This window comes from Kribbella sp. NPDC050241 (genome assembly GCF_044459685.1).
Lineage (GTDB): Bacteria > Actinomycetota > Actinomycetes > Propionibacteriales > Kribbellaceae > Kribbella.
Genome location: NZ_JBITJE010000002.1, coordinates 251,857 through 263,755, shown reverse-complemented (window position 1 = coordinate 263,755; position 11,899 = coordinate 251,857). Strand labels below are relative to the sequence as shown.

Annotated in this window: 12 protein-coding genes; 5 read left to right on the top strand and 7 right to left on the bottom strand. The window is 68.7% G+C overall.

The genetic code is table 11. The features are described 5' to 3' along the window. Positions 1–83 precede the first annotated feature (83 nt). Positions 84–680, top strand: coding sequence for a TetR/AcrR family transcriptional regulator (locus ACIBG5_RS09220; RefSeq protein ID WP_396391029.1), 597 nt, complete (start codon positions 84–86; stop codon positions 678–680). Here the strand turns inward: ACIBG5_RS09220 and ACIBG5_RS09215 are convergent. Further along, on the bottom strand, positions 643–813 hold the full coding sequence (locus ACIBG5_RS09215) for a hypothetical protein (RefSeq protein WP_396391028.1): 171 nt from the start codon (positions 811–813) through the stop codon (positions 643–645). The two genes, ACIBG5_RS09220 and ACIBG5_RS09215, sit on opposite strands and share 38 nt — an antisense overlap. Before the next feature lie 51 nt (positions 814–864). Beyond that, positions 865–2,079, bottom strand: coding sequence for a DUF2786 domain-containing protein (locus tag ACIBG5_RS09210; protein WP_396391027.1), 1,215 nt, complete (start codon positions 2,077–2,079; stop codon positions 865–867). 177 nt (positions 2,080–2,256) lie between these two features. Between ACIBG5_RS09210 and ACIBG5_RS09205 the strand changes: the two genes are divergently transcribed. After that, positions 2,257–3,651 carry an FAD-binding oxidoreductase gene (locus ACIBG5_RS09205; RefSeq protein ID WP_396391026.1) on the top strand — a complete coding sequence of 465 codons (1,395 nt, stop codon included), beginning with the start codon at positions 2,257–2,259 and terminating at the stop codon, positions 3,649–3,651. 48 nt (positions 3,652–3,699) lie between these two features. Here the strand turns inward: ACIBG5_RS09205 and ACIBG5_RS09200 are convergent, their stop codons facing one another. The 4 genes from ACIBG5_RS09200 to ACIBG5_RS09185 are packed head-to-tail and all read right to left on the bottom strand — an operon-like array spanning position 3,700 to position 6,131. Continuing rightward, positions 3,700–4,449 carry an SDR family NAD(P)-dependent oxidoreductase gene (locus tag ACIBG5_RS09200; RefSeq protein ID WP_396391025.1) on the bottom strand — a complete coding sequence of 250 codons (750 nt, stop codon included), beginning with the start codon at positions 4,447–4,449 and terminating at the stop codon, positions 3,700–3,702. Further along, a complete protein-coding gene (locus ACIBG5_RS09195; RefSeq protein WP_396391024.1) occupies positions 4,439–5,680 on the bottom strand; it encodes an AMP-binding protein in 1,242 nt (413 codons plus the stop codon). The genes ACIBG5_RS09200 and ACIBG5_RS09195 overlap by 11 nt, the downstream gene beginning before the upstream one ends. After that, on the bottom strand, positions 5,677–5,928 hold the full coding sequence (locus tag ACIBG5_RS09190) for an acyl carrier protein (protein WP_396391022.1): 252 nt from the start codon (positions 5,926–5,928) through the stop codon (positions 5,677–5,679). The genes ACIBG5_RS09195 and ACIBG5_RS09190 overlap by 4 nt, the downstream gene beginning before the upstream one ends. 11 nt (positions 5,929–5,939) lie before the next feature. Next, on the bottom strand, positions 5,940–6,131 hold the full coding sequence (locus tag ACIBG5_RS09185) for a hypothetical protein (protein ID WP_396391021.1): 192 nt from the start codon (positions 6,129–6,131) through the stop codon (positions 5,940–5,942). Between the two features lie 108 nt (positions 6,132–6,239). Between ACIBG5_RS09185 and ACIBG5_RS09180 the strand changes: the two genes are divergently transcribed. Beyond that, positions 6,240–8,672: a hypothetical protein gene (locus ACIBG5_RS09180; protein WP_396391020.1), complete on the top strand. Its 2,433-nt coding sequence runs from the start codon at positions 6,240–6,242 to the stop codon at positions 8,670–8,672. A gap of 3 nt (positions 8,673–8,675) precedes the next feature. Here ACIBG5_RS09180 and ACIBG5_RS09175 read toward each other — a convergent pair whose 3' ends face one another. Continuing rightward, the gene (locus ACIBG5_RS09175; RefSeq protein WP_396391019.1) at positions 8,676–10,244 is read right to left on the bottom strand and encodes a glycoside hydrolase family 10 protein; all 1,569 of its coding nucleotides are present in this window, start codon (positions 10,242–10,244) and stop codon (positions 8,676–8,678) included. An 83-nt stretch (positions 10,245–10,327) separates the two neighbouring features. On the opposite strand from ACIBG5_RS09175, the gene ACIBG5_RS09170 reads away from it, so the two are divergent. Both ACIBG5_RS09170 and pseI read left to right on the top strand, forming a co-directional pair. After that, positions 10,328–10,849 carry a GNAT family N-acetyltransferase gene (locus tag ACIBG5_RS09170; protein WP_396391018.1) on the top strand — a complete coding sequence of 174 codons (522 nt, stop codon included), beginning with the start codon at positions 10,328–10,330 and terminating at the stop codon, positions 10,847–10,849. Next, on the top strand, positions 10,846–11,895 hold the full coding sequence (gene pseI / locus ACIBG5_RS09165; RefSeq protein ID WP_396391017.1) for a pseudaminic acid synthase: 1,050 nt from the start codon (positions 10,846–10,848) through the stop codon (positions 11,893–11,895). The genes ACIBG5_RS09170 and pseI overlap by 4 nt, the downstream gene beginning before the upstream one ends. The last annotated feature ends 4 nt before the right edge of the window (positions 11,896–11,899 follow it).

Sequence of the window (11,899 nt, the reverse complement as noted above, 5' to 3'; positions counted from 1 at the left end):
CCGGATACGATACGGAGGCACCCTCCGCTTTGCAAGCGATATTCTTCGGGAACTTCGATCGCTGCCGACCGTGAGGAGGTCCGATGGGCACGCCACAGCTGCCGTCCATGCGGCCGACCCGCGCGGACGCGGCCCGGAACTACGACCTGCTCGTCACTGCCGCCCGCGAGGCGTTCACCGAGAACGGCGCCGACACCTCGCTGGAGGAGATCGCCCGCCGGGCCGGCGTCGGCATCGGCACGCTCTACCGCCGGTTCCCGAACCGGACCGCGCTGCTCGAGGCGGTCTACGTGGACGAGATCCAGTCGGTCTGCGACCGGGCGTACGGCTTCGCCGAGAAACTCGAGCCGTTCGAGGCGCTGGCCGCCTGGCTCCGCAGCTTCGTCGGCTACGCCGTCTCCAAGAAGTCCCTGGCCGGTGAGCTCACGGTTGCCTTGGGCAAGGATTCGGAGTTCTTCCAGACCTGCAAGGTCAACGTCAGGGAGGCTGGTCAGCTGCTGCTGGACAAGGCGAAGGCGTCCGGCGAGGTGCGGCCCGAGCTCGACCTGACGGACATCATGCGTCTGGTCGGCGGGATCAACATGAGCCGCGACATGGAGCCCGAGCAGGCCCAGCGGCTGCTCGACATCGTGCTGTGCGGCCTCAGGCCGGCTGACTCCCGGCCGCAGTCAGCGTCCTGACCTCGGCCAGCGTCGGATTGCCCGCGTCGCGCTCGGTCCAGCTCAGCTGCTCGCGCGAGAACGGCCAGTCGATCGCGAGCTCGGGGTCGAACAAGTCGACCGTGATCCGCTCCGGCGACCAATACTCGTTCACCAGGAAGTTGTAGACCGTGTGCGGGACCGGGGATCGTGGTTTCGTCTGCCCTCACCGCCGTACCTGTCGGCGGGCCTCGAGCTGGGCCTGGTCGGCCGCGGTCAGACCCGCCTCCCAGCCGGCGCCGTTGGTGATCCGGGTCCGCCGAGTGGTCGTGTTCGGGAACAGCTTGCTGAACAGCGCGTCCACCTGTTCCTCTCGCCTCGTCAGCACAGGCAGCAGGCGCCCCGCGTCGGCTTCTGGTACGGCGGCCTGGGTCGCCGCCGCGGCCGCCTGCAACCGCTCCCCGATCCGCTGTGCGTAGGCCATCAGGAACGACTGCCGAAACGACCGGGTCCGGGATTCACCGCGCCTGCCGAAGTGTTTGCCTGCAGCAAGCATCGCCCGATTCGCCTGCACCAGCAGGGAAGTGCTGAGGATCTCGGTCAGCTGCAGATCCAGGTCGGCACCGACGATGGTGACCACGGCCAGCTCGTCGATCACCACGGTGCGACAACGGTTCGCCGACGCGACGGCACCGACCAGCTGTGCCTTGGCCGACACGTACGGCGTGTCGACCCACAGTCGCCGGCCGGCCGAGTCGTCCGGGATCTCCACCGCCGGATCCGCCTCCACCAAGGCACTGTCGAGCGAGAACTTCGCCATCAGTTCCTGCGCCTTGCCGGACAACGCCTCCGCCTCGTCCGGGAACTCCGTCGCCTCCGCCTTCGCGAGCAGACCCCGGATCCGCGCCAGCACCTTGCCGTTCACCGGTACGACGTGATGTTCGCCGCGACGTACCGGCGTACCGGGCAGGGGGTAGAGGCGGGCGAGGATCGGGAGAGTCTGGAGGAAGCCTGCGAGGGACAGGGCGTGGTGGAGGGTGAGGTAGCGGCCGACGCGGACCTCGGCGGCCCAGGCAGTCAGGTCGAGGCCTGTGAACGGTGGCGAGACACCGAGATCCGTGAGCTGGTCGAGCCAGCCCGGATCGATCGTGGCGGGCTTGTAGGCCTGGTGTTCGGCGGAGATGGTGGCCAGGAGCAGCGGCTCGACTCCCGCGTCCAGCTGCCGTCGGCCATGCTGGACGACATCGGCCGGTGACCAGCCGCGCTCCCACGTCGTCCGGAGCAGACCGGTCAGAAACCGCTGCAGGCAACGATCGACCTGCGCCTGGTCGCGTTCGTCGTACGCACCGAGGCGGGCCAGCTCGGCGTCGGCGCGATCGTCGCGCAGGGCAACGACGGCGGCAGCGATCGGCAACAATCGCAGGATCTCGTCGTCACTCACGCGGTCGAGTCTGACACCCGGCGAAGTTCCCGCCCAAACGGGACCGCGATCCCTTGTGGAAAACCCGGCGTTTCTGAAGCCTAGCTGAAGACAGCGAGCGAAGATCTGCCCAAAAGGACGCTGTCGCAGGGGGATCAGGCACCTAGCCTGGCAGCAGCACATCGGGGAGGAAACGCAATGACTCAGCTTGCGGAAGCTGGATTCGACGAACTACGCGCTGCACTGGAGGGGGCCGTGCTGGCCCCGGACGAGGACGGGTACGACGACGCGCGGCGGCTCTGGAACGCGCAGCACGACCGGCGTCCCGCCGTGATCGCCCAGGTACGGACCGCCGAGGACGTCCAGGCCGCGGTCCGGTTCGCCGTCGCCAACGACCTGGAGATCGCCGTCCGGGGCGGTTCACACAGCATGTCCGGAGCGTCGTCGGTCGACGACGGACTGATGATCGACCTGAGCCGGATGAACCAGATCACGGTCGATCCGGAGGCGCGCCGCGTCCGCGTCGGCGGCGGAGCGCTGCTGAGTGACCTCGACGCGGCGACACAGGCGCACGGCCTGGCGGTCCCGGCCGGCATGATCAGCCACACCGGTGTCGGTGGGCTGACGCTCGGTGGCGGCATGGGCTGGCTGACCCGCAAGCACGGCCTCAGCATCGACAACCTGGAATCCGTGCGGATCGTCACCGCGGACGGCGGCCTCCTGCGGGCGGCCGAGGACGAGAACCCGGACCTGTTCTGGGCGATCCGCGGTGGCGGCGGCAACTTCGGCGTGGTCACCGAGTTCGAGTTCCGGCTGCACGAGGCCGGGCCGATGGTGCAACTGGGCATGATCTTCTTCGGCCTGGACCAGGGTCCCGAGGCGCTGCGGATGGCGCGCGACGTCATCCCGAGCCTGCCGCGCGACCTCAACGTGGTGATCGCCTGCCTGAACGCGCCGCCCGCGCCGTTCGTCCCGCCGGAGCACCACTTCAAGCCCGGCTACGCGCTGGTCGTGGTCGGCTTCGGCTCCCCGCAGCAGCACGCCGAGGCACTCGAGCGCATCCGCACCGCGCTGCCGCCGCTGTTCGAGTTCGCGTCACCGATGCCGTACGTCGCGTTGCAGCAGATGCTGGACGAGGCGAACGACTGGGGCCGCTACAACTACGAGAAGGGCATCTACCTCGACGCACTGACCGACGGCGCGATCGACGCGATCACCGAACAGGTGCCCCGGAAGACCTCGCCGATGTCGGTCGTGCTCTTCTACCACCTCGACGGTGCCTACCTCGAGGCCGATGACGACGCCACCGCTTTCGGCGGCGGACGGACCGAGCGGTACGCGGTCTTCTCGATCGCGATCTGCCCGGAGCCGTCGATGTTCGACGCGGAGCGGGCCTGGGTCCGCGGCCTGTGGGACGCGATGGAGCCCCATGCGAGCAGCATCGGCGGCTACGTGAACGGGATGACCGACCCGGACGAGGACCGGCTGCGCGCGTCGTACGGCGACAACAAGTACGACCGGCTCGCGCAGATCAAGGCGAAGTACGACCCGGACAACGTGTTCCACCGCAACCAGAACATCAAGCCGGCCTGACCGACGGTCCGGGTACGCCGACGACGCTCGGCGTACCCGGGACTCGTCCTAGATGGAGGCGGCGCCGTCGACGACCAGGACCTGGCCGTTGATGTTGGTCTGGTCGAGCAGGAGCATGCGGACCACCGGGACGACCTCGTCGGGCTCGGTCAGGTGCCCGGTGGGGGTGCGGCGGACGATCTGGTCGAGCTGGGTCTGGCCCAGGACCGCGGACATCTCCGAGGCGAAGAAGCCGGGCGCAACCGCGTTCGCCAGGACGCGTCCGCCGAGTTCGCGGGCGAGCGAGCGGGTGGCGGCGTCCATGCCGCCCTTGGTGGCGGAGTACGCGACCAGGCCCGGGTAGCCGCGCTGCGCACAGATCGAGGTGACGTTGACGATCCGGCCCTTCAAGCCCTTCGCGAGCATGCGGCGCAGCACGAAGCGGGTGAGGATCAGCGGCGAGGTCAGGTTCGTCCTGATGATCTCGGCGACCTGGTCGGCCGAGGTGTGGACGTGCAGCGAGTCCTGGCCGATGGCGGCGTTGTTGACCAGACCGTCGATCGGTCCGAGCGCCGTCTCCACCGCCCGCACGAACGCCTGTCCGGCCGCGGCGTCGTTGATGTCGACGGAGCCGTAGTGCAGGTGGTCCGGGTATTTCTCGCCGAGTGCGGTCAGCTCTGGGGTCACGGTCCGGGCGAAGGCGGCGACCTTCAGCCCGGCGGCGAGCAGATCGGTGACGATCGCCAGCCCGAGGCCGCGGGATCCGCCCGAGACCAGTACGACGGACGCGGGCGGGACCCCGCTCGATTCAGACTTCACTCTTGAGTGTCTCCTTCTGCGGAATCTCGTCGAGGAAGGTGATCCGCCGCGGTACGCCGTAGTCCGGCAGGCGGCTCGAGCACCACTGGACAAGGTCATTGTGGGTGAGCGGACCCAGCGTCGGGTTCCGCACCACCTCGGCGGCCACCATCCGGCCGACCAGAGGTGCCTTGCGCGCGAACACGCGGGCCCACGAGACACCGGGGTGGCCCATCAGCACGTTGCGGACGACGCCGGCCGACACCTTCGACCCGCCGACGTTGATCTCATCGCTGTCCAACCGGCCGGTGATCAGCACCCGGTCGCCGGAGTACTCGATCCGGTCGCCGGTGTGCACCGCACCGACCAGACCCGCGCCATGATGCGGCGACCGGATGACGAGTTCGTCGCCGTCCGTCGAGAGGATCGGGCGGTCCGGGTCGGGCTTGCGGTCCAGCCACTCGCGCGGGAAGCCGGCCTTGCCGTCGTGCACCACGATCGACGCACCGACCTCGGAGGACGCGTAGATCCAGGAGATCCGGGCCTTCGGGAAGATCTCTCGCAGCTGGTCGAGAATCGCCTGGTCGACCGGCTCACCCCCGAGCGTGATCTGCTCCAGCGGTACGGCGGCCAACGCGTCGGCGTCACGGTAGATCGCTTGGCGCCAGAACGTCGGCGTACCGGAGGCCGCGGTGACACCGTGGGTGGCGGCGATCGACGGCCAGTCCTCCAGCTCGTCCGGCTCGATGGCGACCACGCCCTGGTCGGCGTGGGTCAGCGAGAGCGTGACGACCTGCCACCACGCGTACGTGCCGGGCGAGTACGGCAGGAGCCAGGTGCGCGGCGGCTGGTCGCCGGTGACTGTGGTCAGGGTCTCCAGGGTATGACCGATGCGCTTCGGACGGCCGGTCGAGCCGGAGGTGAGCAGCCAGGCGCGGCCGGACTCCTCGACGCGCTTCAGCTTCGCCGGGGTCACTTCCCCAGTGGGCAGAACGATCGCGAACCCGGACTCGCCCAGCTCCTCGCGCATCCGGTTGTCGACGCGCGACGAGGTGGCGACCAGGAGCTCCGTGCCGTGGACCGCGTGGTGGCGCACTGCCGCCAGCGCGTCCGCGCCGTTGTCGACCAGGACGGCCGCCGGTGAGGGCAACTGCGGGAGCTTGTGCAAGGTCCGCCAAGTCAGGCTCTTCCCGGCGACGACCACTGTGTTGTCGTCACCGATGAGAGCGGTGGTTCGGCGCGGCGCGGTCACGCCGACTGAAGTTGCTCGATGAAGTCCAGCACATCGCCGACAGTGGTGATCCGGCGCAGCCCGGGGGCATCGAAGTTCAGCTCGTCCTCCAGCTCGTCCTCGACCCGGAGGGCCAACTCGGAGAAGTCCAGCGACCGGAACCCGATCTCTCGCAGATCGGCGGTGTCGTCGGCCGGCAAGTTCTTTCCCTGCGCCGTCATCACCTCACCCATCAACTCCCTGACCCTGCCACGCGCTATCGAACTCATGAGGCCAAAGCCTAGCTTGTGCGCTCGCCGGCTCGCGGGGGCTCCGGGGGCGGGGTGACGGCGCGACGCCGGACCAGGGATTTCAGTCGTCTGACCCGGCTCGAGATTTCCCAGCCGATCAAGGCGATCAGCGGTGACGCGGCCGCGACGGCGGCGAGCAGGATCTCCTCGACCGGCAGACCAGCGATGTGGAGGGCGAGCATCGGACCTCCCGTTCGACCTGGGCGGTTACCGAGTGTAACGGGGATCTTCGAGGCGGTAAACGGCTCTCCTCCTGCGAGTGCGACTCCGGCGACTCATAGACTTCACCGGTGATCACACCAGGCCGGCGGGCGAAGCGCATGTCCGCCGGCCGGAGTCGACGTGCGGCTCGGGTACGTGGTGCGCAGGTCGCGGCGATGGTGAGTCTGCCGGTGCTGCCGCTGGCGTGGTTCGTGGCGTTGCAGGAGCATCCGCCCTGGATGCCGGGCGCGTATCTCGGGTATCTCCTGGTCGTCATCGTCGTACCGGGCACGATGTTCTGGCGGCGGCTCACCGGCGGGACCGGCTGGTTCACGACCGACGTCGTCCTGGGGACGGCCTTCGGACTGGCCGTCGAGGCGCTGCTCTACCCGATCGGGATGGTGTTCCGGATGCCGTTCGCGGCGCTGGTGATGCCGGCGCTCGCCTTCGGGATGTATCGGGCGCTGCCGCGCCGCGAGCTGCCCGAGCGGCCGACGCCGTGGTGGGCGACGGCCGGCGTGATGGTGGTTGTCGGCGTGGCGGCCGCGTGGTTCGTCCGCGTCGGATCGCAGCTCATCCCGTTGAACGGCCCGAGTGCCCTGCGGCCGAACTCGGACGCGCCGCACAACCTCGCACTCGCCGCTGAACTGACGCACCACTTCCCACCGAAGATCCCGTACGCCGATGGCAGGTGGGTGACCAACCACTGGGCCGCGTACGACCACCTCGCGTCGTCGCATTGGCTCACGAACATCCCTCTCGACGTTCTGACGCACCGGATCGCGCCGTTCGCCTGGATCCTCTTGACCGTGCTGGGTGCAGCAGCCGTCGGCATGCTGCTCACCGGCCGCGCTGTCGCCGCGCCGATCGCAGCTGGGCTGACCGTGGTCGCCGGGGACCTCACTGCTTGGCCGTGGGCCGTGTCTGACCGTGTCCTCACCGAGAGTCCGTTCTCGCTCGGTCAACTGACCAATCCGCCGCAGGCGTTCTCCACAGTGCTGTTGCTGCCGCTCATCGCGGTCACCACCCTGCTTCTGCGCCGCAAGCCGGGCCAGACGCGAGGGCAGTTGTTCCGGCTGTTCGTCACGGCCGGTGTGCTCATCGCGGCCCTTGCACTCACGAAGGCGACCACACTGCCGATCTACGCCGCCGGACTGGCTGCAGCGTGGATCTATCTGACTGTCCGCGCCGGGCGTCTCAACCTCCGCGCGCTGGTGCTCGGCGTGAGCGTTGCGGCGGCGTACGTGCTGACCTTCTTCGTCGTACTGGGCGGCGCACCGTCCAGCGTGGTCTTCAAGCCGGGTACGACGTTCGACCAGTTGGCCGACCGCATGGGTGGCGGGTCCGCAGTCGCGGTGATCGGCGCCGTGGTCGTGCTCGGCTGGGTCATGCCGGCTGTTGGCGCGCTGTTGATCAGGCGACGCGTGCATCGCGATCCGATGCCGGTGTTCCTCGTCGCCGGCTTCCTTGCCGCGCTCGTGGCTGCCGCGGTGCTGTCCGACGACGGCCTGACTCAGCTCTTCTTCGTGCGCACCGGCTTCATCTACGGCGTTCTGCTGGCCACCTGGGGTCTCGCTTCGCTGGAGCGCCGCCAGTTCGCCATCGCGGCCGTCGCACTCCTGATCGGGGTCGCCGCGATCTACTGGGGTCGCTACCGGTCGGACGACACGTGTACGTCGGCCAACTGCTTCGGGCAGGGCCCGGTGGTCGCACTGGTGATCGCAGCGATCGGCATCGGCGTCTTCGGGCTCGTCCTGCGCGGCTCACGGCGTACCTGGGCTCTCATCGCCGTCGCAGTACTGCTGGGGACGACGGTGTCGCCGACAGTGGTGTCGTTGCGGAAGTTCGCCACCCCACCGCTGACGGAGTACGAGTCGATCGCACCGGGCGGGATCGACGCGGCACGGTTCATCCGGCGGAACTCGGGGTCGGACGACCTGATCGCCACCAACCTGCACTGCCACCGCGCCCGCGCCTCGCACTGCCTCACCGGCTCCTACTGGATCTCCGGGTACGCCGAACGCCGGGTGCTCGTACAGGGCTGGGCGTACCAGACCAGAGTGGACGACACGTACCCGGACGGCGTACAGAGCAAGTACTGGGACGAGGAGACGCTCCGGCTCAACGACGAGGTGTTCACCGACCCCACGCGCGACAAGCTGGAGACGCTGCGAACCAAGTACGGCGTGCAGTGGCTGCTGCTGGACGAACGCGTCAGCGCACCGCCGAAGGACCTGGACCGCCTGACCGAGCTCCGCTTCCAGTACGGCTCGGTCCGCGTCTACCAGCTCTACCCACCGCCGCCGGCGAACCCGTTCCCGTCCCAGAGCCCATCACCCACGGGCACCCCGTCGCAGACGCCGGGCTTCCCGACCGGCACACCCGGCTTCCCAACGTCCCCTGGCTTGCCGACCGGCAGCCTCCCGACCGGCGGCCCTCCGACCGAGAGCGTCACGCCGACGTTCCCCACCGGCCCGGTCCCGACGCAGATCACCACTACGCCGGGATTCCCGAGCCCCTGAGCGTCAGCGCAGGATCACAGCTGGGATCGCCACGCTCTGGTTGGAGAGCCGGTCCAGTGCGGTCACCGTGTAGATGTACGCCTTGCCCGGTGCAGCTGTGGTGTCCAGGTAGGACTCCGTCGATCGGATCGTGGCGATCAGGTTGCGCGCGTCGTTGTCGGGGCAGTGGTCGCCACCGGTGAGCTCACGACGGTAGACGGCGTACGACGTGGTGTCAGACGACGTACGGCGCCACGTGAGCTGCATACCGTCGTCGGTACGAGTGGCCTGGACAGCGTGGACTGGCAGGGGCGCACGCGAGTCCAGTGAGGGCATGGCCGGGATGAGCGCCGGCCGGGTGTACCAGGTGTTGTTCACCAGTGTGGTCGCACCGAGGCGATCAGCGCGGACGTCCTTCGCGGAGAAGTAGATGTTGCCCTTCACCTCGGGGATCGTGCTGTCGAACGCCAGGTGGTCGCTCAGCTCGACCGGGTCCATCCAGTCCGGCGACTGGGTCGACGTACCGACCTTGTACGTCGCCTCACCGATGTAGAGGTGGACGTCGGTGCCACGCACCTGGTCGGCCCACCACGGGACGATCTTGTTGTAGTCGGCCGCGGCGAACCCACCGGCCCAGTAGACCTGCGGGACGATGTAGTCGATCCACTCCTCGCGGACCCACTTCCGGGTGTCTGCGGCCAGGTCGTCGTACGTCTGCACGCCGGCGGTGGTGTCGGAACCCTCCGGGTCCGTTGCCTTGTTGCGCCAGACCGCGAAGGGCGAGATGCCGAACTTCACCCACGGCTTGGCGGCCTTGATCCGGTCGCCGAGCTCCTGGATGAGCAGGTCGATGTTGTTCCGCCGCCAGTCGGCCAGCGTCGGGAAGCCGGCTCCGTACTCGGCGTACGTTGCCGCGTCGTCGAAGACCTGCCCGGCCACCGGGTACGGGTAGAAGTAGTCGTCGAAGTGCACGCCGTCGATGTCGTAGTTCGACACCGCGTCCATGATCGCGTCCTCGACCAGCTTGCGGGCCGCCGGGATGCCGGGGTTGTAGTACAGCTTCCCGCCGTACGTGACGACCCAGTCCGGGTGCTGCCGCGCGGGGTGCTCGGGGACGAGGGTGTTGATGTCCGTGCCCATCGAGAGCCGGTACGGGTTGAACCAGGCATGCAGCTCGAGGTTGCGCTTGTGCGCCTCGGCGACGGCGAACGCGAGCGGGTCGTAGCCGGGGTTGCCGCCCTGCCGGCCGGTCAGGTATTGCGACCAGGGCTCGACCTTGGACGGCCAGAACGCGTCCGCGGTCGGACGCACCTGGAGGATGACGGCGTTGTGGCGCTGACGGACCGCGTCGTCCAGCCAGCCGATCAGCTCGGCCTGCTGCTGCGCCGCGGACAGCCCGGTCCTGGACGGCCAGTCGATGTTCACCACCGAGGCCACCCAGGATGCACGGAACTGCCGGAGCGGTGTCTTCGCGTTCGGCGCGCAGCGCGCGTCGTCCGCAGGTGCCGGCGCGGCGGACGCCGTACCGGACAAGCCGCTCACCAACAGACCTGCCGTCACTCCGAGGACGCCCATGACTCGCCAGACTCTCATGTCACTCTCCGACCATCTGTAGCGATGAACTCGAAAGATGTTTACACATCGAGCGGCTGGAGAGAAGACGCTAGGTTGGGTACATGCTGCGCAGAGCCACGGAACACGATGTCGACACAATCCGGCGGTTGCGTAATCAGCAGGCCAATCGCGACGTCAGCATCACGTCCCACGAGATCAGTGCGGACGAGCACGCTGCGTGGTGGGCGAAGGCGTCGGGGGACGCGACGCGCCGGGTGCTGATCTACGAGCGCGCCGGTACGACGGCCGGTGTGGTGAACTTCTTCGACATCGAAGGATCCACTGCCGCCTGGGGGTTCTTCCTCGACGCCGACGGCCTGGCCGAGCGGGGTGAGACCCTGCCGGCCTGGATCGAGGTGATGCGCGATGCGGCGTCGTACGCGTTCGACGACCTCGGCCTCGATGTGCTTACCGGCGAGGTGCTGGAGCACAATACGGTGGTGCGGCAGATGAACCGGCGGTTCCGCTTCACCGAGGGGACGCCGGAGCAGCGGTACGCCGACGGCCGAGAGGTCACAGTGATTCCGATCAGCCTGCGCAAGCAGGACCGAAGAAACGACCGCAGTCAGGGGAACAAACAGTGACCACGATCGAGATCGGCGGCGTGCCGGTCGGGCCGGACCACCAGCCGTTCGTCATCGCAGAGATGTCCGGGAACCACAACGGCGATCTCGAGCGGGCGAAGGACATCGTCCGGGCGATCGCGGAGTCGGGTGCGCAGGCGCTGAAGCTGCAGACCTACACCGCGGACACGATGACGCTCGATGTCGACCTGCCGGCCTTCCGGCTGCCGGCCGAGCACGAGTTGTGGAGCGACGCGCGGCTGTACGACCTGTACCACGAGGCGCACACGCCGTGGGAGTGGCACGGGCCGCTGTTCGACCTCGCCGCGTCGCTCGGGCTGGTCGCGTTCTCCTCGGCGTTCGACCGGACCGCGATCGACTTCCTGGAGGGGCTGAAGGTCCCGGCGTACAAGGTCGCCTCGAACGAGATCGGCGACCTCCCGCTGGTCCGCGGCATGGCGGAGACCGGCAAGCCGATCATCATCTCCACCGGCTCCGCGACGCTGACCGACATCGACGCGGCTGTCCGCGCTGCCCGCTCCACCGGCAACGAGCAGATCATCGTCCTGTCGTGTACGGCGAGCTACCCAGCACCGCCCGAGCAGTCCAACCTCCGCGCGATCCCGGTGCTCCGCGACGCCCTCGGCGTACAGGTCGGCCTCTCGGACCACACCATGGGGATCGGCGCATCCATCGCCGCGGTCGCCCTCGGTGCCACCGTGATCGAGAAGCACGTCACCCTCAAGCGCATCGACGGCGGCGTCGACTCCGCGTTCTCCCTGGAGCCGGGCGAGCTCGAGTCGCTCGTCGAGGGCACCCGCGTCGCCCAGCTCGCGCTCGGCGAGCCGGTCATCGGCCCGAAGCAGGCCGAGCAGAACGTTCTCCGCTTCCGCCGCTCCCTCCACGTCACCCAGGACGTCAAGGTCGGCGATGTGGTCGGCCCGGAGAACGTCCGCTCCGTCCGCCCCGCCGGCGGCCTCGCCCCTGACGCCTTCACCCAGGTCGAGGGCCGCCCCTTCCGTACCGACGCCAAGGCCGGCACTCCCCTGACCTGGGACCTGCTCTGACCGG

Bases quoted from the DNA above. Each gene is read 5' to 3' on its own strand.
- ACIBG5_RS09220 (WP_396391029.1), top strand. From the start codon at position 84: ATGGGCACGCCACAGCTGCCGTCCATGCGGCCGACCCGCGCGGACGCG.
- ACIBG5_RS09205 (WP_396391026.1), top strand. From the start codon at position 2,257: ATGACTCAGCTTGCGGAAGCTGGATTCGACGAACTACGCGCTGCACTG.
- ACIBG5_RS09190 (WP_396391022.1), bottom strand. From the start codon at position 5,928: ATGAGTTCGATAGCGCGTGGCAGGGTCAGGGAGTTGATGGGTGAGGTG.
- ACIBG5_RS09185 (WP_396391021.1), bottom strand. From the start codon at position 6,131: ATGCTCGCCCTCCACATCGCTGGTCTGCCGGTCGAGGAGATCCTGCTC.
- ACIBG5_RS09175 (WP_396391019.1), bottom strand. From the start codon at position 10,244: ATGAGAGTCTGGCGAGTCATGGGCGTCCTCGGAGTGACGGCAGGTCTG.
- ACIBG5_RS09170 (WP_396391018.1), top strand. From the start codon at position 10,328: ATGCTGCGCAGAGCCACGGAACACGATGTCGACACAATCCGGCGGTTG.